Annotated in this window: 24 protein-coding genes and 1 tRNA gene; 14 read left to right on the forward strand and 11 right to left on the reverse strand. The window is 28.2% G+C overall.

The features are described from left to right. Positions 1-13: 13 nt before the first annotated feature. The gene (locus KFW21_06540; protein MDK2819088.1) at positions 14-1,258 is read right to left on the reverse strand and encodes an EAL domain-containing protein; all 1,245 of its coding nucleotides are present in this window, start codon (positions 1,256-1,258) and stop codon (positions 14-16) included. 192 nt (positions 1,259-1,450) lie between these two features. Here KFW21_06540 and KFW21_06545 point away from each other — a divergent pair, with 192 nt between their 5' ends. The 9 genes from KFW21_06545 (at position 1,451) to KFW21_06585 (ending at position 9,893) form a co-directional block, all read left to right on the forward strand. Then, positions 1,451-1,909 (forward strand): hypothetical protein, encoded by a 459-nt coding sequence (locus tag KFW21_06545; protein MDK2819089.1) that lies wholly within the window; start codon positions 1,451-1,453, stop codon positions 1,907-1,909. A gap of 74 nt (positions 1,910-1,983) precedes the next feature. Further along, positions 1,984-2,934: a hypothetical protein gene (locus KFW21_06550; GenBank protein MDK2819090.1), complete on the forward strand. Its 951-nt coding sequence runs from the start codon at positions 1,984-1,986 to the stop codon at positions 2,932-2,934. Positions 2,935-2,937: 3 nt separating this feature from the next. Then, positions 2,938-3,702, forward strand: a complete 765-nt coding sequence (locus KFW21_06555; GenBank protein ID MDK2819091.1) for a hypothetical protein — start codon at positions 2,938-2,940, stop codon at positions 3,700-3,702. A gap of 7 nt (positions 3,703-3,709) precedes the next feature. After that, positions 3,710-4,609 (forward strand): tyrosine-type recombinase/integrase, encoded by a 900-nt coding sequence (locus tag KFW21_06560; protein ID MDK2819092.1) that lies wholly within the window; start codon positions 3,710-3,712, stop codon positions 4,607-4,609. Between the two features lie 93 nt (positions 4,610-4,702). Then, a complete protein-coding gene (locus KFW21_06565; protein ID MDK2819093.1) occupies positions 4,703-5,029 on the forward strand; it encodes an STAS domain-containing protein in 327 nt (108 codons plus the stop codon). A 28-nt stretch (positions 5,030-5,057) separates the two neighbouring features. After that, the gene (locus tag KFW21_06570; GenBank protein MDK2819094.1) at positions 5,058-7,499 is read left to right on the forward strand and encodes a SpoIIE family protein phosphatase; all 2,442 of its coding nucleotides are present in this window, start codon (positions 5,058-5,060) and stop codon (positions 7,497-7,499) included. Further along, positions 7,499-8,362, forward strand: coding sequence for a 16S rRNA (cytosine(1402)-N(4))-methyltransferase RsmH (rsmH, locus tag KFW21_06575; protein MDK2819095.1), 864 nt, complete (start codon positions 7,499-7,501; stop codon positions 8,360-8,362). The genes KFW21_06570 and rsmH overlap by 1 nt, the downstream gene beginning before the upstream one ends. Before the next feature lies 1 nt (position 8,363). Continuing rightward, positions 8,364-8,612, forward strand: coding sequence for a hypothetical protein (locus KFW21_06580; GenBank protein MDK2819096.1), 249 nt, complete (start codon positions 8,364-8,366; stop codon positions 8,610-8,612). A gap of 15 nt (positions 8,613-8,627) precedes the next feature. Further along, positions 8,628-9,893: a hypothetical protein gene (locus KFW21_06585; protein MDK2819097.1), complete on the forward strand. Its 1,266-nt coding sequence runs from the start codon at positions 8,628-8,630 to the stop codon at positions 9,891-9,893. 44 nt (positions 9,894-9,937) lie between these two features. Here KFW21_06585 and KFW21_06590 read toward each other — a convergent pair whose 3' ends face one another. The 5 genes from KFW21_06590 to KFW21_06610 form a co-directional block, all read right to left on the reverse strand. Next, positions 9,938-10,702, reverse strand: a complete 765-nt coding sequence (locus tag KFW21_06590) for a carbonic anhydrase family protein (GenBank protein ID MDK2819098.1) — start codon at positions 10,700-10,702, stop codon at positions 9,938-9,940. 125 nt (positions 10,703-10,827) lie between these two features. After that, on the reverse strand, positions 10,828-12,051 hold the full coding sequence (locus KFW21_06595) for an aromatic amino acid transporter (protein MDK2819099.1): 1,224 nt from the start codon (positions 12,049-12,051) through the stop codon (positions 10,828-10,830). Positions 12,052-12,188: 137 nt separating this feature from the next. Continuing rightward, entirely contained in the window at positions 12,189-12,596 is a 408-nt protein-coding gene (gene rpsI, locus KFW21_06600; GenBank protein ID MDK2819100.1) for a 30S ribosomal protein S9, read from the reverse strand. A 12-nt stretch (positions 12,597-12,608) separates the two neighbouring features. Then, complete coding sequence (gene rplM / locus KFW21_06605) at positions 12,609-13,046, reverse strand: 50S ribosomal protein L13 (protein MDK2819101.1); 438 nt, start codon at positions 13,044-13,046, stop codon at positions 12,609-12,611. Positions 13,047-13,166: 120 nt separating this feature from the next. Continuing rightward, positions 13,167-15,383, reverse strand: a complete 2,217-nt coding sequence (locus tag KFW21_06610) for a cation-translocating P-type ATPase (GenBank protein ID MDK2819102.1) — start codon at positions 15,381-15,383, stop codon at positions 13,167-13,169. Between the two features lie 187 nt (positions 15,384-15,570). Here KFW21_06610 and KFW21_06615 point away from each other — a divergent pair, with 187 nt between their 5' ends. Continuing rightward, on the forward strand, positions 15,571-17,055 hold the full coding sequence (locus tag KFW21_06615; GenBank protein MDK2819103.1) for a hypothetical protein: 1,485 nt from the start codon (positions 15,571-15,573) through the stop codon (positions 17,053-17,055). Between the two features lie 73 nt (positions 17,056-17,128). After that, positions 17,129-17,202, forward strand: a tRNA-Ile gene (locus KFW21_06620). A gap of 40 nt (positions 17,203-17,242) precedes the next feature. Here the strand turns inward: KFW21_06620 and KFW21_06625 are convergent. Together KFW21_06625 and KFW21_06630 are read right to left on the reverse strand one after the other, a co-directional pair. Continuing rightward, a complete protein-coding gene (locus KFW21_06625; GenBank protein ID MDK2819104.1) occupies positions 17,243-18,049 on the reverse strand; it encodes an SDR family NAD(P)-dependent oxidoreductase in 807 nt (268 codons plus the stop codon). 3 nt (positions 18,050-18,052) lie between these two features. Continuing rightward, positions 18,053-19,000, reverse strand: a complete 948-nt coding sequence (locus tag KFW21_06630) for a DMT family transporter (GenBank protein ID MDK2819105.1) — start codon at positions 18,998-19,000, stop codon at positions 18,053-18,055. Between the two features lie 107 nt (positions 19,001-19,107). Between KFW21_06630 and KFW21_06635 the strand changes: the two genes are divergently transcribed. Beyond that, positions 19,108-19,968 (forward strand): aldose 1-epimerase family protein, encoded by an 861-nt coding sequence (locus KFW21_06635; protein ID MDK2819106.1) that lies wholly within the window; start codon positions 19,108-19,110, stop codon positions 19,966-19,968. 133 nt (positions 19,969-20,101) lie between these two features. After that, the gene (locus tag KFW21_06640; protein ID MDK2819107.1) at positions 20,102-20,830 is read left to right on the forward strand and encodes a hypothetical protein; all 729 of its coding nucleotides are present in this window, start codon (positions 20,102-20,104) and stop codon (positions 20,828-20,830) included. A gap of 99 nt (positions 20,831-20,929) precedes the next feature. On the opposite strand, the gene KFW21_06645 is transcribed toward KFW21_06640, so the two are convergent. Then, on the reverse strand, positions 20,930-23,119 hold the full coding sequence (locus KFW21_06645; protein MDK2819108.1) for a PEGA domain-containing protein: 2,190 nt from the start codon (positions 23,117-23,119) through the stop codon (positions 20,930-20,932). A gap of 228 nt (positions 23,120-23,347) precedes the next feature. On the opposite strand from KFW21_06645, the gene KFW21_06650 reads away from it, so the two are divergent. After that, positions 23,348-23,722 (forward strand): RidA family protein, encoded by a 375-nt coding sequence (locus tag KFW21_06650; GenBank protein ID MDK2819109.1) that lies wholly within the window; start codon positions 23,348-23,350, stop codon positions 23,720-23,722. Between the two features lie 73 nt (positions 23,723-23,795). Here KFW21_06650 and KFW21_06655 read toward each other — a convergent pair whose 3' ends face one another. Then, a complete protein-coding gene (locus KFW21_06655) occupies positions 23,796-24,539 on the reverse strand; it encodes a hypothetical protein (protein ID MDK2819110.1) in 744 nt (247 codons plus the stop codon). After that, positions 24,536-25,105, reverse strand: a complete 570-nt coding sequence (locus KFW21_06660) for a hypothetical protein (GenBank protein ID MDK2819111.1) — start codon at positions 25,103-25,105, stop codon at positions 24,536-24,538. Before KFW21_06660 ends, KFW21_06655 begins: the two co-directional genes overlap by 4 nt. Positions 25,106-25,116 lie beyond the last annotated feature (11 nt).

The following is a 25,116-nucleotide window of genomic DNA, read 5'->3' on the forward strand; positions in this document are numbered from 1 at the left end:
TTATTAACTATATTTATAATTGATTTGCAAGTTCTTGTGCAAATTTCAAAGTAAGGAGTGAAGCTTCATTTAACATATCTGTAGAAATATTTAATTTATTGATTTGAGGTATTAATTGAGCATAATCTTGTGTTTCTAAGTGTTTAATACTCTGTAAAAATTCACCTAAAGAACCTTCATGAGTAATAATTGCTTTTGAAATAGTAGGAGATAAATGTAATTGTTGAAGAATATGATCCATAGGAACATGAAGTAAAGTATCTGATAGTGATAATAAACCTACAAGGAAAGCTTCATCTTTGAGAGATTTAGAAGCATTAGGCGTAGATTGGGTAAGAAAATATTCCATAAGTTTCCCTCTTTGGGTAGCAAGAAGAAAAAGAGGATCGTCTTTGATTTTTTGGTTAGGATCTGTTTGACTTTTTTGAGAATATAATAATAATAATAACCATTGAGTAAACGCTTTTTTCCCAAGAAGAGCAATAGCTTGTTTAATAGAAGTAATTTCTTGTATAGTAGCAACACTAGCTGAATTAACAACTTTGAGAAGAGAAATAATAAGTTTAGGATATAGTTTCATTGTTTGTTCTATTTCAAGAATATCAGCATCTTGTTGTAATAATTTGATGACAGCAAAAACACCTTGTATAGAAGGAGCTATATTGTGACTTTCTAAAATAACAGGTTTGGTAAAAAAGAATCCTTGAAAATATTGATATCCAAGTGAATTACAAAGTTGAAACATTTCTTCTGTTTCTACTTTTTCTGCAAGTAGTATAATATTAAAAGGTTTCAAAAGTGCTGTTTTTTTCTCAAGATCTTCAAGATTAGTATCTAGTACATCAACTTTAACAATACTTACTTCATTAAGAATAGGTCTCCAATGTTCAATTTGTTCTTCATTAATGATAAAATCATCTAAAGCAAAAATATAATCTTTTTTCTTAAACTTCTTTATTAAACTTAGCAGTTCTTCAGAAGGGTCTTGAGTTTCTAGAATTTCAATAACAAATCGATTTGGAGGGATAATATCTAACAATCCTTTTCTTAAGATATCTATACCTATATTAATAAAACCTTTTTTTTGACCAAGAATATTATCAATAGACATTATTGATAAAGTAGTAGTAATAACATTAGCTGTAGCTTCTGTATCCGAATTAATCGGAGAGTTATCTGTAGATCGAAATAATAATTCATAAGCAATAACATTTTGATTTCGATCCAAAATTGATTGACGACCTAATAAAATATTCATAATATTTTTTACTCCACAATAAATAAAATTTTAAATAATTTCTATTTAGGTATTATACGATAAAATATCAATTTTTTCAAGAAAATAATAATACTATCTACTAATTTTTTGTTATTAAGTTTTTAATAATAAGTACGATATTACTTGATGAGGCTAATTAATTTATTAGAATTAATAAAAGGTGAATTTATAATGAAATCAAAAATATTTTTATCAGTAATATATATTGGTGTTATTTGGTTGGTAGGGATTTTTATTTTTGGAAAATCTGGTGTTATTGATAATATGTACCAAGCTAAAGAGACAATACGTTTGACAGAAATCTTGTGGCAATCCAAAAACGAATTAGAAAGTATGACAAGAGAAATTCATCATTTGTCTTCTATGCAAGAGCCTACACAAGCTTTTCTAATAGAACAGGGACGAAAAACAAAAGAAATTATCGTTTTCAAAATGAATACAATAAGTAATTCTTCAGAACAAGAAACTTCATCTATTTTAAAGGAACAACTTTTGTTTTTTCAAAGTATTAGTATAGCATTAATTATTATAGTGTTGGGTTGTTTTGGTATTTATATAATAGCTTATGTTAATAAGACAAAAATAATTAAAGAACTAAATATAGAATCTAAAGAAGGAAAGAAGATATGATATTTTATAAACTCACTCGGTACTGCTGTTTTTTGATCTTGTTAATGATAACTGGGCTTTATTTTTTTAAATCTATGAAAATACCATATCTTTCTAATTTGTATACCGGAATAGATCAAGTATATACAAATATTCTTCATGATTTTAAAGATGAAACAGATATAGATATAGAAACTTTAATTACACAGAGTTCTTTGGATTTGTTAAAAGAACCACAAATGATCATTAATAATTTTTTTAATGATATTTCTACAGAATATGCCTTAGGTGAATCAATAAAAAGAAATCATGAGGATTTGGTGTATCTTATTAGTGAATACTTACAACATTATAAATATTTTAGAGATTTTGTTGTTTATCAAGACGAAATAATGGTTTATAAATATAAGCAATTGTATTCACTATCTGTTATTGAGTTTGAATACGAAAAAAAGCTGAGGGATACTACAAATGTAATTGTTAAATTTGTATTTGATTTAGCAATGCTTCAGGCTGAGTTGAATAAAATAGATACTAGTATGTATGTATTATACAATGATACTATTTTATACAGCCAAAAAATTCAAAGCTTAGCGTCAGAAGATATAAAAAAATATATTAAACCTTATCAAGATTCTGATAAACCACAAACGTATGCCAATGAATCTAAAGGATTGTATATTAATACAATAACTGAAAACTTAAAATATCCTCTTACTATATTTATAGTAGATAAAAAAAGTGATTTCAATATTGGATATCTAGTTCAATTTTTATTTATACTCCTTTTTCCTGTATTGTTTATTTTATTGATTATATTGGATCAAATTATTTATCATAAAATCAAAAATTTAGAAAATAATAAAATTTATAATAATAGTTTAAAAAATATGACAGCAAATAATTTTGAAGATGAAAATTCTTTAGAGTGGATAGATCAATGGGTTGAGCTAGAAGATATAGTAATAAAAGATGTTAGAGCAAAAGATACAGCTCATATTAATCATGTTAATTTTACTAAAAATATAAAAAATAATAAGGAATAATAAATGAATTATAAACTCTCACTTATTTTTTTCTTATTTATTTCATTTTTTTTATTTGATATAAAAAACTATAGTAAAGTGATTTCTTGGTCTTTTTCTAACACACCTTCACTATTACTCACTGACAAAATCGGAGTGATAGAATCTAATATGTCTTTTGTTGTAGATACAAATAATATGACAAATAGAATTAGAGTTGAAGATATAATATTAGATCAAGAATATCGATTTATTTCACTATTTACTCGATTTAATAAGACACATTTTTCATCTTTTATCAACATAAAAGTTTATGATGTTTTTACAGATAATCAATTATTAGAATTTGATTTTTATGAACCAGAATTTAAATCTATTAGCAGTATGCAAATTGATACGGAACGAGTTTATTTGATTATTGAATTAAATGGTGATGATATAGAATTGAGATCAGTTGGTATGGAGATGGTCAAACAAGATATTATTACAGAGAGTAATTTCACATTAAGTAGTAACTTATTAGATGCAAAAAAAGATAATTTGGAAATTAGAGTTATCTTTACTAAAGCTGTAGAGGTTACATTATTGATTTATAATAAAAATGGTGATATTTGTAAAGAAATATTAATGAAAAAAATATTAGATCCAGGAGCTTATGTATTTGCTATGGATCCTCAAGAATTATCATTTGATTATTTATCAGATAAAACTTATTATGTTTGGCTTAAAGCTGAGAACCTCTTATCCAAACCTGTAGAATTTATTAAAAATTTCCAAGTAATTCCATAGAGTTTTTATGTTACAAAAAGAAAATCAATATATAAGACATTTTTTAGATGTGTTAATTTATGAAAAACAATATTCTTCAAATACGCTTAAAGCATATCAAACAGATATCGAATCATTTGTTCAGTTTTCGATTCATCATGATTTTTCTTGGATTGAAGCATCGCCTTGTCATATTTCATCATGGTTAGAATTCCTAAGTAAATTAAAATTATCACCCAAATCTATTGCTAGAAAATTAAGTTCTCTTCGGAGTTTATTTATATTTTTGATAAAAAGTAATATAATTGATAAGAATCCTTTTGTTTTATTTTCTTCTCCCAAATTAAAAAAAACTATTCCTACTACTTTAAGTCAAATAGAAATATTTGAAATATTTCATAATATGCCTATACAAAATGTTTTAGAGCGAAGAAATAAAGCTATGTTAATACTGATGTACGCTACGGGGATTCGATCTGAAGAATTATGTTCCTTACAACATTCAGATGTTAAATTGAGTAATAATACGATTAAAGTATTAGGCAAAGGAAAAAAAGAACGAATAGTCCCTTTGATTCCAAAGGCTAGTGAAATAATAGAATCGTGGTTAGAAGACAGAAAAATATTGAATCAAAATTTGTCTAGTTCTCTATTTTTATCAAAAAATGGACATAAACTGACAACAGCAATGATTAGAAAAATTGTTCAAAATTTTTCCTCAATGATCCCAAGTACCATAGCGAAAACTTTTCATGCTCATGCGTTTCGTTATACTTTTGCGACGCATCTTTTAGAGAATCAAGCCAATTTAAGACATATTCAAGAATTATTGGGGCATGCAAGTTTATCTGTTACGCAAAATTACACTACAATATCAATCACTAATTTACAAAAAAAATTCAAGCAATTTCACCCTAGAGCAAAATGATAAATGCGTATATATGGGCTTGACTTTTATAATATATATAGTATAATATATATATAGATATAAGTATATTACAATATATCAAAGGAGTCCGTTTTGAAATACAAAAACTCACGCCATGGACAATATAGTGTCATCAAAGTTGAGGGAAATTTAGTTAATGACCCTGTTGCAAATGAATTTAAACAAGTAATCTATGATTTAATGGATAAAGGTGAGAAATATATTGCAATTGATTGTTCAGAGATGCAATTTATTGGTAGCTCTGGAATTGGAAAATTGCTGTTAGCTTACAAACGAATTACGGATCTTGGTGGTAAAATAGCTGTCGTGTACTTGCATCCAGAAATGAAAGATTTATTTATTGCATTTAAACTGCAAGAATTTATTTCTATTTGTGATTCTTTGGATGAATTAGTATAGTTTTACTTAAGATATATTTGGAATTTTTATGCAAATAATACTAGTAGCTTTAATTGGTATAGTATCATTACTAATACTTGTTATTTTTAAATATTCAATAGTAGCAATAAGTTTTGTTACTGGCATGTTATTTTGTGGATTATTCCTATGGATTATTTCTTATTTTTCTAAAAAAAATCAATTATTTTCAACCCTTTTCTCTAGTGATCTTTTTCAATATTTATTATCAGTTGATGGTATACAAAAACTTCGTAAACAAATTCTATCAAAAATTAAACATCTTCAAGATTATCAAATTTTCTTCTTTAATAATAATGATATTACTATATTTCCAAAAAATAAAATAATTCTTACTAAAGAAGAAAAAATCACTTTAGAATTATTAGTTCAAAAATCACTTCATAAATCTTATTTTGTTTTAGTTGAAAATCTAGACAGAATAAAAATTCCCCATTCACATTGTTATGCATATTCTTATAGTATTCCTTTTTTTAATAAAAGAATTTTAATTTTAGTTTATATTTCTGTTGATACACCATGGACACCTTTGTTACAAGAACAAATTAGCTCTGCTAACGACACTTTGTCTGTGGTTAGTTTTTTTGTTGAAGTGATAGGTGGAAATGAAGGTATCTTAGAATTATTAAAAGAAAGTGTTTGGGGTTCTCCTTATGCAATAGGGGTTTGTAACCCAGCAGGGGAATTATTTTTTGGTAATGATGCTTTATATCAAATGTTTCAGGGGGATGTGCCCAATTTTTCTGTATTAACAGGTAAAGAAGTTTTTATGCTTCTATTTGATGGCAAAAGAATAGGACAATCGTTTACATTACAAGGTCGTCGTATACAATTAGAAGCGTTTCCTCTTAATAATAAAAATTTTCTGGTTACCAAATGTCTTTTTGTATTTTTTGATGAGAGTGTAGAGTTCAAACAAGAAATGTTAGGTGAAGCTAATACATTAAAACGTTTTACTTCAGGAAGTTCTCTAATTGGTGCAGCAATGTTCACCTTAGATGGTATTATTTTATATAGTAATGAAGCATTTATGAAAAAATTAGATGTTTATAAAGTACGTGAAGCAGTACAAAAAAATATTTTTGAATTATTTATAATCGATAAAGAAGAATATCAACGATTGGTAACAGAAATTCTTTCGGGTACAGAGCAGCACATATCGTTGATTGGTAAGGAAAACGAACAAGAATTTCAAGTATTATTTAAAGGTGTGATATTTGGTGATAAAACAATTGTAGAAGTTGTTTTAGAAGATGATAATATTTATAATGCTAACATGTCTTATCTTGATAAAGAAACTCAAGAACTATATGAAGAATTAAAAACAGCAAGAAGTGTTCAAGAACATATTTTAACTTTACCAACTATTTATAGACCTGGAATGGGTGTGAATACTTTATATATTCCGTCTAGACAACTAAGTGGCGATTTTTTTACAATTATACCTTTTGAAAATGACCAGATGGGAATTCTTATTGCAGATGTCTCAGGACATGGAGTATCTGCATCATTGATTACAGCGGCATTGAAAATATTAATTGAATTTGCACCAAGAGATGCCGATTCTCTTCCAAAAATCATGTTTTATTTTAATACTTATTTAGCTGGTATTTTACCTGAAGGAAGTTTTGTTACTTTATTCTATGGTATTATTGATTTTAATGAAAATACCCTACAATATATTAATAGTGGACATCCTTTTCCAATTTTGGAAGATATTGAAAGAAATGAAATAAAAATTCTTGAAGGGATGGGTTATCCTTTGGGTGGTTTATTAAATGTATCTTTTGAAGATTTAGTACATACCGTACAACTTCCTGCTAAATGTAGAATTCTTTTATACACTGATGGAATTTTACAACATATACAAGGTACGATGAAAGAAAAATTAGAAAAAATTTGGTATGTAATAGGCAAAAATAAAGCACTTAATGACAAAGAATTGTTACATGTTTTATATCAAGATCTTATTTCTAGAAATTCACCTATTCCAGAAGATGATGTTAGTATGATGCTAGTAAGTCTAGATAAGACACGTACAATGAAACATCATTTATATATATCTTCTTCTATTTTAGAAGTAGATACCGTAATTGCTCAAATAGGTATTTATATTCAAAAAGTTGTTGAATTAGATCCTGCAGTATATTGGAAAATACAAACATGTTTTTATGAATCATTATTGAATGCTGTTGTGCATGGGAATAAATATAATACACAAAAAAAAGTATATATTGAATTTAGAATAGTGAAAGGCTTGATTGTTATTCGTATTAGAGATGAAGGAATTGGTTTTAATTATAATCATGTCCCTGATCCCTTGAATCCAGAAAACATTCTTAAAGATTTTGGTCGTGGAATTACTGTATTAAAGACACTTACGGATAAAGTTAAGTTTAATAAATCAGGTAATGAAGTTACTATGTTTTTTAAAACAGAGAAGGGCAAATAATGCATATTTATCATACACCTATTTTAGCAGAAAAAATTCTAGAGTTTTTAGATATTAAGTCTAATAGTATTCTTGCAGATCTCACTACGGGTGAGGGAGGACATTCATCATTAATGGTACCTTTAGCTCCCAAAGGTCAACTACTTTGTTTAGATAGAGATAGAATAATTTTAGAAAAAGCTCAAGAAAGAATGAAAGAATATTCTAATATTACTTATATATGTGATACTTATGATCATTTAAGTGCTATTAGAGAACAAATAAATTTTCCATTGTTTGATGGTGTTTTGATTGATATGGGTATATCAATGTTTCATTTCAAAGGAGCTGAAAGAGGTTTTTCTTTTGAAGATGATTCTTTAGATATGAGATTATCAGAAGATCATCCTATTTCTGCAGAACAAGTAATTAACACATTTTTAGAAGAAGATTTGGCTGATATTTTTTATTATTATGGTGAAGAGAGATACTCACGCCGTTATGCAAGAGAAATAGTTAAACAAAGACCATTTTTATCAGCTAAAGAATTAGCAGACTTTTTGGTAAATAAAATTGGTAGACATGGTAAAATACATCCAGCTACTAAAATATTTCAAGCATTGCGTATTTATGTTAATGAAGAATTAGAAATTGCCGAAAATATGTTAAAGGGAATTATTGATAATTTAGCTATTGGTGGCGTATTGTGTATTTTGACATTTCATTCTTTAGAAGATAGACTAGTTAAAAATGCATTCAAATCTTATGTTAAAACAGGTTTGGGAGAATTATTAATTCCAAAAACGCTTAGTCCATCATTTGAAGAAATTAAAAGTAATCCTGCAGCACGAAGTGCAAAATTACGAGTTTTTAAGAAGGGTTAGTATGTCTATATTCAGGTTTTTCTTTGTTCTTACCATACTAATGTTCTATGGATTGTTATTTACAGAACAGCGTATTGTATCTCGAGAAAGAATGAGAGAAACAATAAAATTAACCCAAGAAATAGAGCAACTTAATGCTAGAAAACAAGAACTAACAATATTAATAGAAATAGAAAGGTCTAGATTAGTTAAGAGATCTCAAAATATGGGTAAATTATTATCTCCCAGAGATATTATTATTGTTGAATAATAAAGAGAGAATAGAATGCATACTAGAGTGAAATCACTTAATATAAATATCTTATTGTTTGTCTATATTATTATTTTTAATAGCCCATTGTATTCTAGTTATTTATTTATATCTTCTTCGCCTTTAGGTGCAAAAGTATCTATAGAAATTTCAAATAAAGATTCAATAAAAATTATTAATTTAGGAAAAACACCTTTAAAAATCACTAATTTTTTAACGAATACTAAAGTTATAATAGAAAAAGTTGAATACTTTTCAAGTACAAATACAATCAAAAAATCAACAAAAGTACAAAATTGTTTTTTCAATTTAGTGCCTCTCACTTTTGATATAGAATTTCCTAACCAAAGCGATTCTCTTTTTTATGCAAATAAAAAACCGTACAGTGTGTTAGATGGTGTATTAGCTTTACCTTATGGTAATTATCAAATTTCACATGATTTCAAGAAAAATTCTTTAGCTATTAATTATAAAAGTCCATACACTCCATATATTGCTTTCTTTTCAACAATTACAGTAGTATCTACTATTATGGCTATTACAGCTCAAGTACTAGCAGCTCAATCATACAAAGAATTTTTAAAAGCAGATAATAGTACAGAGGTGCTTGCAAGTCTAGGAAATGTATCTACATGGGATACTGTAATGTGGTCTAGTGTAGGTATAGGAACAGGAGCTTTGATTGGCACAATAATTACGGCGTCCTTAGATGCTAAAGATAAAAAAAGAATTAAAAGATTTAATGGTTTGAATACATCTGTAAGATCAACAGAATATATATCTGATTATCAAGATATTATTTTAACCAGTACTTTTGATGACAGTGTGGTATTAAAAAAAATCGCAGCTTTTATTAAAAAATATCCTGCAGCAGATTCTCCTATTTTATCAGATATATATCTCAGACGAGCTGGAATATATATGACCCATACAAAAAATAATAATAAAGCTATTAAAGATCTAAACATAATTATTGAAAAAATGCCTACCAAAAAAAATTATGAATTAGCTACCAAATTATTAGCTGATATTTATATGGATGAAAAAAATTATTTAGAAGCATATAAATACTATTCAGAATCACTCTTAGTAATAGAAATTTTTACATACAGTCAATTAAAATTTCTTAGTTTAAAAGCTTTGTATAATATGGCTCAAGAGAATTCTCAACAATATAAACAAATTTTTTTAGATGAGTCAGTAACCAAATATCTAAAAAGTTTTTCCAAAGTAGAAAATTCTATTGTTTTAGAATGGCGTGATATTATTAAAAAATTATAATAAAAAAAACACCTCAAAATATGAGGTGTTTTTTTTATTTGAGATTAGTTATGAAAATTAACGACCCTAGTTCCAATATTTTGAGTAACACGGTTGTTTTTCTGACCACTACGAAATACTAAAAATTGTGCAATTTGTTCGGCAGATACTGTTAGAGGTTCGCTAAATACTAACCAATTTACAATAGTGTCACATCCAGGTGTTGTTAATGATCCATCATAGCTATAGAATGATTTTTTTTGTGGAACAAGAGTTACTATATTAATACTTTGATTATAATCTATGCTTGTTTTATTTGTTGGAGCACTATCTAAAAATTGTTGAAACACTTCGTTTTTAGTTCCTTCTTTAAATAAAATTCCTAAAACAGTTAATTGATCGTTTTCATCTTTATGTACTAAATGAAGTTCTAAAGGGACATTTTTTCCATTAATAGTGTGTTCACTATCACTATGAAAGTGAAATTGACGTAAAGTATAATTAGAACCTTTATAATTAATTATAGCAGAATCATCGATTAATGCGTTTATAGCATATCCAACATTTTCTAATTGAGCTATATTTACTTGTTCATAATTAATTTTAAGATCCTGTTTATTTTCATTTGTTATAGCTGTTGTTGTAATAATATTAATAGGAGATTGGTGATCCTCTTCCATACATTTTTTACTTACTGTTCCCCAATTACTATTATAGTTCCATGATTTAGGGTATTTTAAAGCGTTTGTCTTTTTCTTGTTAGATGGTACACATTCTATAATATTCATCCCAATGAATAAAATGCACATGCATTGTATTATTTTTTTCATAAAAACCTCTTTTGCAATAATATTTATATTATTATAATTATTAATAATTTAGTTAATATTTGAAAAAAACAATAGTACATTGTTGAATAAATGAAAAAAAATTCTAATAATATAAATTGGGTGTTTTATTTGAATACGGGAAGAACTTTAAATACCACAAGGATATGACAAAGACCTGCAATAATACCATAAATAATTAATAAATAAGGAATAAATTTCCCTTTAAAGGGAGAATAGCTTATTTCACCATACTGTTGGCGAACTTTTAATACCATTAATGCAGGAACAATAACAGCCCAAATTATAGAGAATAATCCAGCCCAAGAAATAGCCGAGATAAAACCTTCTGGAAAAAATATACCACCAATCATCGGTGGGACAAAAGTGATGAGGCTAGTTTTTGCTCGTCCTATAGGAGTATCATCAATTTTGAAAAGGTCAGCAAGATAATCAAATAAACCCAAGCCTGCTCCTAAAAAGGAAGTAGTTATTGCTAAAGCTGCAAAAGTATCTAAAGCTCTTGTGATGAATACATTAGATGCCCCAGTATTAGCAGCTTGAATTAGGCTACCAACATTCCCTCCAGCATTAATAACAGTTTTGAAACCTTTTTGAGAAACGCTTCCACTGGCAACAAAAATCCAAATACTATAACAAGCTAAAGTAATTAATGTTCCGTATAAAAGACATTTGTTGATACGATCTGGTTCTTTACCAAAATATTTTACGAGACTGGGTACATTACCATGAAAACAAAAAGATGTCAAATAGGTTGATACTGCAGCCCACATATAAATAATATTATTATTGGTGTCAAATATATTTGATAGACTAATAGAAGGTAACAAGCCATTCATTGAAATAAAAAATGCTATTGACATAATGATTACCATAATAACAGAAAATTTATCAACGAGCCATGTACTTGCCCAGATACAAATAATAAGTGTAAGTGCAAATAAAAAACTAGCTATTTTTCTATCGATATTTATTCTACCAACATCAAAAAGATAAGAGACTAGGGAACTTCCACCACTAATATAAGCATATATTAAAATATACAGAACAAAAGAAATTGAAATACCGTTAATAATACTCCATTTTGTTCCTAATGTATTTTTCACAAGAGAATGAAAACTAACTCCAGCTTCGAAGTGCATATTAACTTCTAAAATGGCTTGACTAGAACGAAACATACAAAACCAAGTGAAAATAAGTAAAAGAGAAGCCCAAGCTAACCACATACCAGCAGAAACAGTAGGTAAAGCTAGCATTCCTGCACCAATAGATGTTCCCGCTACTATCATTGAACCACCCAAAATAGATGCTTTTTTGATATTTTTAGACATAATAAACCCTTACATTTTTTTTATATTAAATATATTATGATATTATAGGGATAAAAAATCAATGGTTAAATAGAAAATATATTGATTAATAAATATCATAAAGAAAAACACCCTTCGTATGAAAGGTGTTTTGATATTTAACGTTTTGAATATTGTTCTTTTTTACGAGATTTACGGAGACCGTATTTCTTACGCTCAACCATTCTATCGTCTCTAGTAAGAAAACCTTTATCTTTTAAGGTAGGACGATATTTATCTCTATCTAGTAGGTTAAGAGCTCTAGCTAAACCATGACGAATAGCTTCAGCTTGACCATTAACACCACCACCTTTTACAGTACAAAAAATATCAAATTGATTTGTTGTATTTGTAATAGTGAATACTTCAAAAATTTGATCACGAAAAAATTCTGGGAAATATTCTGTATAGTCTTTTTTATTTACTGTGAAATTTCCTTTTCCATTAGGAGAAAGAAAAACACGGGCAACACTTGTCTTACGACGACCTGTTGCATAAACACGGGTATCTTTTTTTATAACTGCCATGTTATTTCTCCTTTAAATATCTCTGTGAATGATTAATCCACTGTTAGCATTTTTGAATTCAGAGCCTTCAACAATAATAAGTTTTTTAAACATACGACGAGCAAGGCGATTTTTTGGTAACATAGCTTTAATAGCTTTTTCTAATGGAAACCAAGGTTTTTTATCCATCATTTGTTTGTGACTAAGTTCTTTGAGTCCACCCATCCATCCTGTATGACGTCTGTATACTTTAGTATTTTCTTTTCTACCTGAAAGTGTGAATTGGTAAGCATTAATGATTACGACGAAATCACCGTCATCAACATGCGGGGTGAAAGTTGCTTTGTGTTTGCCTTGAAGAATTCTTGCTGCAACAGCAGATATACGACCAAGAGCTTTACCCTGGGCGTCAATAACATGCCATTTACGAGAAATCTCTGGAGCTTTTGTGTAAGTTGTTTTTAAGCTCATAAGTTAAATTCCTTTATAGTTTTTTCTTAGGTCTTGCAAGGAGGTGCAGAATCCTAAAGTATGGGACTTTTTTATTATAACAAAATAAATAAAAAAAATCAATCAAATTTTAATTTTTTTTTATGATAATTTTTTCTTTGATAATAATATAGAATTTCCTATAACAGTTAAAGAACTAAATGTCATCGCTATTTCAGCAGTAACAGGATGTAATAAGCCTAAAAATGCTGCAGGAATAGCAACGCAATTATAGAAGAAAGCCCAAAATAAATTTTGTTTGATTTTAGTGAATGTTGCTTTTGCTACTTTAAAAGAAGTGATCAATGAAATTAATGATCCTGTTACAAGAATAATATCACCTGATTCTGCTGCAATATCTGTACCTGTTCCCATAGCAACTCCTACATTTGCTTGTTCCAATGCAGCTGCATCATTAATACCGTCACCTACAAAACATACTTTGAAATTTTGATCTTGCAGTGATTTTATAGTGTCTAATTTTTGTTTTGGAGAACATTCATACATTACAGAGGTAATATTTAATTCTTTTGCGACTGCATGGGCAGCATTTTTACGATCTCCAGTGATCATGATAATTTTTTTACCCATTGCTTGTAGATGATGGATACAATCTTTAGCTTCAGGATTTAATGAATCTGTAAAACTCAAAATCAACTCACAATTTTTAGTATGCATATTAGACAAACAAACTAATGTTTCGTGTAATGAAATAGTAGTGTTCATATTTAGTAGTAATTCTTCAGAAATATCAATATCTTGTTCTTGAGTAGCTTTTAAAGATCCAGCAAACCAATCTATTTGATTGTATGTTCCATAAATACCTTGACCAGGACTATTAATAATATTTTCTAATATTTTGGCTTCTATCTTATGTTCTTTAGCGTATATTGATATAGCGTGTGCAATAGGATGTGTAGAGCTTTGCTCTAATCCCGTAATAATTTCTAAAGCTTCAGAGGTATTAGAATTCAATGTTATTACATTGGTAACTTTAGGTTTGCCCATGGTAAGTGTGCCTGTTTTGTCTAAAGCAATAATATCAATATCACAGAGATGTTGTACAGCACTTCCTCTACGAATCAAAATACCTTTTTTAGCTCCTAAAGTAGAGCCATTGACAAGAGCCATAGGGGTTGCCAGACCTAAAGCACAAGGACAAGCGATTACTAACACAGAAATTGCTGCGGAAAGTGCAGAAGTAAAACGAGAAGAAGAATTGTAAGAAAATCCAAAATAAGACAACAATTCAGGAAAAAATTCAGGAAAAGCAAACCAAATAGCAAAACTCAAAAAAGATATAATTAGGATAATAGGAACAAAAATTACTGTAATTTTATCTGCTAGTACTTGTATTGGAACTTTTGTGTCTTGAGCTTCTTGAATTAATTTGATTGTTTGAGCAAGCATATTATTTTGAGAATCTCTTTCTACGCGTATGATAATAAATCCATCAATATTAATAGAACCCCCATAAATATAATCTCCAGGTTTTTTTTCTATAGGGAGTGATTCTCCTGTAAGAAAACTTTCATCTGTAGAGGTTCTTCCCTTTATAATTATTCCATCTGTAGGTATTTTTTCTCCAGATTTGATTTGGATAGTGTCATTGATTTTTAGATCTTGTATCAAAACTTCTGTGATTGTACCATCTTTTGTGATAAGATGTGCGTATTTGCCATTAAAATTAGCTAAAGCTGATATTGCTTTAGAAGCTGTTCCTCTTGCTATATTTTCTAGAAAGCGTCCTGTAAGATTTACTGTAATAAGCATGGATGCCGTTACGGAATAATCAGGAATATTAAGTCCAAATAAAGGTAATAGAGAACTTACCCATGCAGCTAACGCACCTAAGGTGATGAGAAAATCCATACCCATAACACCAGCGAATAAAGAAGTAATAGCATTTTTTACAATAGAAAATCCTGGTATAAAAATTGTCATTCCAGCTACAATAATACCTAAATAAGGTGAATTTGTACTCATACTATCATGATGTCCTAATAACATAGGAATCATTAAAATAGAAGTCAGAATCCAAGCTATAATAACAAAAAAAATTTCTTTGTAAAAAGCTTGTTTATAAGAAATTGTTGTTGTTTCTGTAGTTAATGTATATCCTATTTTACTAGCAAGAGTAATAATAGCAATTTCTTTAACTATAGAAGGCTGGAAAGATACAGACGCTGTATTAGATAGAAAGTTGACAGTAACATGGCTAACCCCATTAAGAGCATTTATTTTTTTTTCTAAACGATTTGCACAGGCTATACAGTGCATACCCGTTATGTTGAAAACAACTTTTTTATGTTTTGGCATACGATCTCCTTAATTTATATATAAATTGACATAAATAATGTTTTGAATAGATATATATTATATCTATTATTTTGAATAAATATCAATGTATATATAAATATATTTATAATAACTTGATAATAATAAAAATTAATATAATAATATATATTATATTATTAGTAAAAATAGTTAAGGGGTTGGATTTACAGTGTATATTCGAAAGATTATTATTTTACGGTTGATCATTTTATCTGTTTTGTATGTATTATCGATTATCTTATTTTGGCAATATATTGGTATGCATGTAGTGTTATTATCTCTTATACCATTAATTAGCTATGTAATTATTTTTTCTTATCCTGTGTTAAATTTTTTATCAACATTAGGATACACTTTATTAACCTTGTATGCTATACGAATTCCAATTTCATCTATTATTGGTGATACATATTTTTTAGGTATTCAATTGTTGAATTTATCTGTAGCGTTATTTATATCAATTATCAAGTTACGAAACGGGCCTATGTCTAGTGTCAGACAACAACAAAAATACAATAAATTTCTTAATAGAAAAGAAGAAATGATAGTTTGTATAGATCCTGCACTACAAACTATCCATGCTATTACAAATTCTGCTTGTCGTTTGTATGGAAGAAAGAAAAATCAATTGCTGGGAAAATTTATTGATGTGATTTATTACAATAATATTTTAGAAATACCTCCCAAGGATTTTTGGTCAACTTTAGAAAACGATAAAGTTTGGCATGGATTTACAGATATTATTACTGCCAAAAATATAATTTGTGAAGAAAGAGCCTATTATACAGGAATCAAAAATCCAGAAGGCAAAATCATTCTAATCGAAAAAAAAATTATAGATATTTTTATCAAAGATCATCAAGCTCATAAATTTGATTATTTTCATCAATTTTATGAAGATACAGCAATCCCCATGGCTGTAATTAATAAAAAACATGAAATTGAACAAAGCAATCCTGAATTTATCAAAAATATGCTAGAAAAACCAATTTTAAATCATACAATATTTCACTATTTATTTGATAGTTCTATTCATGATAATATATTGTGTGCTATCAATGACTGTTTCAATGGAAATAAATCTTCTTTTGTTAATAAATTTAAAGGCATCGCTGGTATCTTTCAAGCAGAATACATTTTTACACCTTATTATAATAAAACTTATAAAAAGGTAACACATGTATTATTTGTGTTGAAGCAAACAACAAAAGAAAATAATACAGATGAAAGAGTTATCGAATCTAATATTTCAAAAAGTCCTTTGGGAGATGTTTTAAGAAAAGCATTAACTTCAGTATACAAAGCATATCCAGATTGTTCTGTAAAGCTGTTTGGTATAGAATTACCTAATATTTTGGTTGAGACAAATTTATGGCAAAATACAATGGTATTACTATTAAAATATGTAGAAGAATACAATTACTCTAGTACTACAGAAATTAAAAAAATTATTATTACTGTAGTAATGATAGAAAAAAATTATTTTTTCACATTTTCTTTAGCTGATATTCCTTATAAAGAATTTGATGATATCAATACAACACTTGAATGGAAAAGTATTATAAATCAAATTAGGCGAATAGGTGCTCAAGTTGTAGTTTGTAAAGGGGAACAAAATAATATTCAAATATCTTTTATCTATGATAATATATAATGATTAAAATTTGAAAAAAAGTATTGCATATATTAATTAAATATGTTATACTATCATACTATTAATTTAGTAAGGGCCTGTAGCTCAGATGGTTAGAGCAACCGACTCATAATCGGTGGGTCGAGGGTTCGATCCCCTCCGGGCCCCATACGAGAAGCACTCCTAGGAGTGCTTCTTTGTTGTTATCTTATAATCGATATCTTATAAGCCAATCTATAAACTTATCTCCAAACCATTTTTTGAGAAATAGGATGATTTTAGCATCAAAATTGGGACTATACCTAGCTTTGGGATTTGGACTAGTTATGATTTTAATAATAGTATTAGAGATAGAATTAGGATGAGCTGATGGAAAGGGATTGTTATTTATAAGATCTTGAAACTTGATCATAGGTTTATAATAAGGTGATACTGGATTTAGATTTGATAAACTCAATGCTGTATGTCCAAATTTTGATCTTATACGCCCTGGTTCAACAATAACAACTTTGATATTAAAAGCTTTGAGTTCCATACGAAGAGAGTCACTGAGACCTTCAACAGCATGTTTTGTTGCACTATACCAACCCATAAAGGGTAAAGTAACTTTACCCACAACGGAAGAAATATTAATGATAGTACCAGATTTTGAGTTTCTCATGGTAGGAAGCACTGCTTGTGTCATTTGCATTAAGGCAAATACATTGATATCAAACAATTCTTTTGCTTTGTTAATAGGGCATTCTTCTAATGATTCATAAAATCCATACCCAGCATTATTAATGAGCACATCAATATCAGATTCTTTGGTTAAAATTGATTGAATCACCTGAGTTATATTTTGAGGAGATGTAATATCTACTTGCATAGGGAAAATACCATAAGCTTTTAAATCTTCCATCAATTCAGTATTACGCGACAATCCATAAACACTATGCCCTAATTTAGCCAATTTGATAGCAGTATTTCTACCAATACCTGTAGATGCTCCTGTAATTATAATAACTTTTTTCATGATTTATCCTAAATTTTTATTATTATATTTATTTAACAAAATATTAAAAGTATGTTTACCAAACACACAAAAATACGCTCCCAAAAGAATAATGGATGATCCTAAAAATTGAGTAAATGAGATATTTTCTTTCATTATAAAATAAGAAAAAATAGCCGTAGTAATAGGTGTCAAAAGTTGTATAATATTAAAGGTAGTAATACCATTTTGTTTAATAACAGAAAATCCAATTAACATTCCAACAAAAATACCATATACTCCTGCAAAAATTAAAATAATAATTTTATCTATACCCACACTAGATAGTTCTTGTATATCTCCTGTAATAGTGGCTAATATTAATAAAGATATACCAACACCAAAAGAATTACATAAGGCTATAATAATAATAGGTACTTGTGTTGAAAGATATTTGATTAAATTATTAAGAATTATTTGACTACAAATACTAATAGACAAGAATAGTGTCCCCGATGTGAACTGATTGTTGCTATTTGAGTGTATATTATTATTATTCTGATTAATAAAAATCATACTGCCTATAATACAAATAATCATGCCTATAAAAAAGAATATATTGTATGATTTTTTTCTTTCATCTGGAAAAAATAACATTGCAAATAATGTTGTTACGGGAATCCCAAAAGTAGTAAACATACTTCCTGTAAAAGCAGAGCTCAACGATAGTCCTTTGATGAAATATACCATATTAATACTCATCAAAAAAGAACAGCATATCAGTAAGCTCCATATATATTTTTGTTTGGGGAAAAGGGATGGTAGTTTAGATCTATAACGACATAAAGCAATAATAAGTAAAAAAACACCTCCAGATAAAAAGCGTATACTATTGTTAGTAATAGGTGAAAATAATAAACTTGTATATCTTAATATAGGAATAGCCATACTTGTGAGTATAAGAAAAAGAATTGGAAGATGTGAGTAATTCATAATATTCCTGTTTTTTAAGGATATTTTAGTATACACGATATTTACACTAAAATAAAGATTTAAGATATTTATTTGTTAAATTACATTATAAGAATAAGGAGAAATATATGAATCATCTTATTAAAGATAATGGTTTAGAAGTAACTATTAGTTCTTTAGGAGCTGAATTACAATCAATTAAAGATAATGATCTTAATTATGAGTATTTATGGCAAGGTAATGCAGAATTTTGGTCAGGAAGAGCACCCATTTTGTTTCCTATTGTTGGTGGATTAAAAAATAAAGAATATTTATATAATGGCCAAAAATATACAATGCCTAATCACGGTATCATTCGTACCAATGAATTTACAAGCACAAAACTTTCAGACAAAGAGATACAATTCACTTTTGTAGCTAATGACGAAACAAAAAAAATATATCCTTTTACATTCAAAATGGATGTTTTTTATAGAATAGAAAATCATAAAATTTACATATCACATCGTATTACTAATATGTCTTTAGAGGTGATGCCTTTTGTATTTGGTTTGCACCCTGCTTTTAATTTGAATGATAAATTAGAAAATTCTTATATAGAGTTAGAAGATGAGCTTTTGATCTCCACTATAGATACAGAAGATGGTTTTATTATTTCTAAAGAAAAAAATCATGGAAAAAAAATTTTAGTATTTGATACAAATACCTTTGATCAAAATAATACGATAATTTTTGATAATCTTATATCAAGACAAGCTGTACTTCGTTTTCAAAATAGTCCTCGTACTGTTACAATGAATTGGAATGATGATTTACCTTTGTTAGCTATTTGGTCAAAATCTGGATCTTCATATGTTTGTATAGAACCTTGGTGCGGATGGGCAGATAATAAAGAAGATACCATTAATGAGTTGTCTACAAAAAAAGGAATGGTTCTTCTAGTATCTCAACAAGTAAAAGAATATAACTATACTATTGATGTAGCATGAGAAATAAAGTAAGCATCTTTATGGTAGTAACTATGATTTATTGTGTAAGAGTGATTTGACTTGACAATTATGCTATTATTAATTATAATAATAATTAATAATTCAAATGTGTTGAAATATTGGAGGAGCTAGTATGGATCGTGTATCTCGTATTCAAAATATAATTCGTTGGCAAGAGCTTTACAAAGACCGAAAAGTTATTGTAGCAACTTACGAAGATAATGAACAAAAACTTTTACAATTAAAAGATGATTACGATCTTGCTCAAAATAACAAAATCAAATTGATAGATTTTAGCACTTCTTTGTCTGAAAAAATCACACAAGAAGAAATAAGATTAGATCATATCCTTACACAGATTGATAACATGGAAAAAGATAGAGATAATCTTAAAATGTCTCGCCAGATTAAATCTTGGGAAAAAGATATGGATCGATATTCTCAAGATAGAGCAGTGATTGAAGCACAATTTTATTATGATAAATCTAAAATGGGTGATATTACTCAAGAAATTGAAATAATAGAAACGAATATTGCTACATATACTACGGAAATCGCTGTATTAGAAAAAGAAATTAATAGTCTTAAATCTAAGACTAAAAAAGAAAGAGAAGTTATAGAAGCAGGAATTAATTCGATTTCTTCAGAATTTGATACTCATTTTACAGAATATTTTAATAGACTTCTTGTCAAAAATAAAGGCGTTGTCATGGCTGAAATTGAAGAAGATTCTTGTTCTGGATGTAATATTTTATTACCAACGTCTTATCATGGTGGTGACACTATTCAAGATGTAGATGATTCTGCATTACTTCAATGTCCAAATTGTTTTCGTTATTTATATTATACAGAAGATCTTTAAAATCTGTTGTAATATCAATTTTTTAATTATACAAAAAACTCCTAGTATTAAGTTAGGAGTTTTTTCTTTTATTTATTTAAAATATTTTTTTTATTAAATCTAGAATTTCAATTTAAAATTAGCATACCATTCTTTTTTTTCTGGATCAATTTCCATTCCCAAATAGACTTCTTTACTATATAAATACCAACTCATAATACCCGTTGATAAAAGAGCAGCTGCAATAGAAGCGTATAAAGTAGCTTGGCTGGTGACAGCAAAGCGATCTCTATCTGCTATATATTGATTTAATCTTTCTTGCTCTACACCAGAGGTAACAGCTCCAAAAGCATTTGCCAAATCATCTGCTTCTTTAGAACGAGCTTGTGTATAAAAACTAGCTCCTAGTAATCCTATAGTTGTAAACCAAGAAAGATAAGTAGCTGTTAATAATGCTGTTTGGGCTTTAGTCCGATAAGAAGTTTCATAGCTTTTAAATTGAGCATCGATATTTATCGATTTTTTATCATCTGTTAGTGTAATATTTTTGTATACAGAATTTCTATTGGAGCTTAATGGTGCAGTAGGATTGAGAATTTCTACTCTATATTTGTTGTATAAGGTTAAATTACTAATAATTAAAGGAGTTTTACCTTTATATTGAGCATTTATGTAAATTTCTGCATCAGGAATAGATGCTGTAATACTTACTATTCCTGAATTATTTAAGGCTTGCAATTTATAATTAATACAATTTGTTTGATTCGGCGTAATAGCTGTCAAAATTTCTTCTCTATTAAATCCTTCTTTCAAAAATAAAATACGCTGTTCCCCAATAGGTGCTGTAGGATAAATTAGAGGAGTGGAACCTATATAAAATCCATTAAGATAAACAAGAGAATCTGTTGGAAAACTATCTACTCTAAGAACAGTATAGGGTCTATTAATAATAATAGAATGAAAATATTTCAACCAGTCTTTCATCGCTATAGGAATTTCATTTTCAGGAACATTAATTCGTAGACTTAATGGGCTTGGTCTAGTTTTTAATGGATTACTAGGAGTTGCAGGTTTTGTATCTCGAAAATTAGTTGAAAAAGTATCGAATTCGTCTTGTAATCTTGGAGATATGTCAGGTTTTTTAAAGGGAGTCCGTAAAAACACTGTTTTAAAAGATTCTTTGTCTGTAGGATCTAAACTATCTTTTAATTTTAAGATAGTTTTTAGTAAAGGAGGTTTTGAAGAAAAATTCTTTTCCCACCAAGTATCACCTGTACTGTATACAGGGTATATTTGCAATCTTATGGATGTCTCTACAGGTTGGATAACAGAATTTTTTTCACGAGTACGAAAATCCCCACCAATATGATATATATATTCAAAAGATTGAGAAGGTTCTGTTTCTTTTTTTTCTTCTATAGGTTCAATAATGTTTGTTGTTTCGTTTGTATCTTTATTTTTTTGGAGCTGTTTGGCTTTCCATTTTTTTGGATCACTAAGCTTTAGCTTATAGTCGTCCAGGGCAGTAATATCGGCTTCTGTAGCTCTACGCACTTCTATAGGTAAAAAACTTAGATAGTTAGTTAGTGTTGGAAATTCTTCATAAAGCATAAGAAGCATATTGGTAGGAGTGAGTAAATTTTTGTTAACAACAACAACATTAGTTTTGATAGCATTTGTGACAGTTTTTAGAATTTCATTAGAAGTAATATTTGTTTCCATAACACCACTAACAAATTTACTATTAGTAGTGAATTCAAAATAATTAGTATTTGTGGTAGTTTCAGCATTATATTGAGTCTCTTGTGTAGGAACTACTAATAAATAGTTGGTGAGATAGGTAAAATAAGAATTTTCAAATCTATCATAATCTGTTTTATCTTTATCTTTGTCATAGAATATAGAGTTTGTATTCTTATCTTCATCCTTATCATCACTATTTGTGTCTGAGCTAAATTCATCAAAATCACCCTCTTCTCCATCTTTAAGATCAACTTTTTGAAATAAATTTGATAATTCTGTAGAGACATAAAAGGGCATCCCATCAAAAGGAATATAAGCCAATGTAGAACGAAGTGATTCTAACATAGCCTCTATGTTATCTGGAATTGCTGTTTCTAGATATGCTCTATTAGTATCTTTTTTAGAAAGATTATCAAAAGGGTGAATAATCACAATCACCTTTTTGGGGAATGTCTTGACAATAGCATTTTCGAGGGTGTTACGATATTCTATTTCCTCACGCTGTGGAAGTCTGTAACAAGCATTTAAGAAAAGTGAAATTAACATAAGTGTGGTAAGTTTTTTCATATTTCACATTATATGGTAAAATAATAATTTTATCAACAAATAGCCCATATCGTTTTGTTTTTTACAAAGATGTATACAAATAATATAGTGGTATTATAAGATATCTTTGATCAATATTAATAGTATTAAAATAATAGTTGTCAAATTATCCATAATAGATTAAAATAAGATAATAAAATTATTATAATAAATAATACGATAAAACAATATATTTCAAAGGAGAGTTTTATGAAAAAACAAATTTCTACTACCAAAGCACCTCAAGCTATAGGGCCTTATTCTCAAGCTATCGTAGCAAATGGAATGCTATATGTTTCAGGTCAAATTCCAGTAAATCCAGCTACAGGGCAAGTAAGTTCTGATATTTCAGAACAAACAAAACAAAGTATGGAAAATATTAAAGCTATCTTAGAGGAAGCTGGAACAAATTTTTCCAAAGTTGTTCGTTGTGGAATTTTTATTAAAAATATGGATGATTTTGTAAAAATTAACGAAGTTTATGGATCATATTTTACAGAGCCATATCCAGCTAGAGCTACGGTTGAAGTATCTCGTTTGCCAAAAGATGTTTTGGTAGAAATAGATGCTATCGTATTATTATAATTTTTATTAAGAGCTAATCAGTAAAAAAGCACCTAGGCTTACGCTAGGTGCTTTTTTATTGCGATTGTTACTATTATCTTGTATCGAATTGAGTAACTTTATTATCGACAATAGTAATTTTGTATGTTTGTAGTACGCCCTCTTGAGACACTGTATATTGAATGATATCATTAGGAGGATTGTAAGAAATAGAACTATCTACGATAATATCCTTGGGGATAAAATTATAACTTATCGTAATAAGATCTCCAGAAATATTAATTATTTTGGCTGTGTTTGCTGAAATAACACAAGTTTTCTCACCTCCAAAAAAAGGAGGATGAGAAGGCCCAGGTTTGATATAATAGTACAATAACTTTTGATCATGTTTGAACATATCAAAATTTAATTTCCCTATGGTATTTGGTGGTATAAGATCTAGAATAGTCTCTACTTGGATATCTATCACTTTATGATTGTGTATTTTTAAAGTATATCTTTTTTTGTATAAAGGAACTTCATAACTAATTTCTTTTGTTTTATCCATATATGAAATTCTTGTATCTCCATATATTGAAATAATACTATGATTATAATATATCTTAAAAATAGGGTTTTCAGGATTGTACTCAATTTGATCACCATAAGCCAAACCTTGCCATAAAAGAGAGATTGAATTTCCATTATCGCTTGTATATTTTGTTGTTGCAGATACTTTTCTATCAGTGAACATATCTGGATGTAGATAAAATATTGTTTTTGTAGAATCTTTATTGTTAGAAGAAGGGGCATTACTACAAGAATTTAATAGGAATAATAGTATTAAATAATATTTCATAATAGCCCTCTTAATACATGATTTTTTATATTTTTATTAGTAGCTATAGCAATAAGATTTCCTATGTCTACCTGTTCTCCATCCCACGCGTCAATAAATGCAAATCCCCACTCACTCTTAGTTCTGTAGATTGTATTATTAGATATTCTGACTATATAAAGAGCTCCACTTAATTTCGGACTAGCAGATGCAGGCATAACCATAATAGCTGTTTTTCCATCGATAAAACTATTTTTCTCTTTTCCTAGCGTGTGATTATTTACTAATGTGTGAAGAATATATTTTTTGTTTGGATCAATATTATCCATATAATCCCATAAATCTCCCTTTTCAAACCAAAAATGCATTGACAATAATCCTCCACCCCAAATATTAGCCCGCCCTGCGTAAGGATTATTTTTGTCTATACTACTGGTGATGTCTGTCCATTCGTCTTTGTATTGAGCTTGTATAGTAGGATCTGAATTTACTGTAATAATAGTACGAATTATTTGAGAATTATCAGCGCTAAGGCTACAATTTGCTAATAGAAAAAATCCAAACAAAGTAATTATTTTATTTTTCATAATGTTTTCCT

The organism is Spirochaetota bacterium (assembly GCA_030154445.1).
Classification (GTDB): Bacteria; Spirochaetota; Brevinematia; order Brevinematales; family Brevinemataceae; genus Brevinema_A.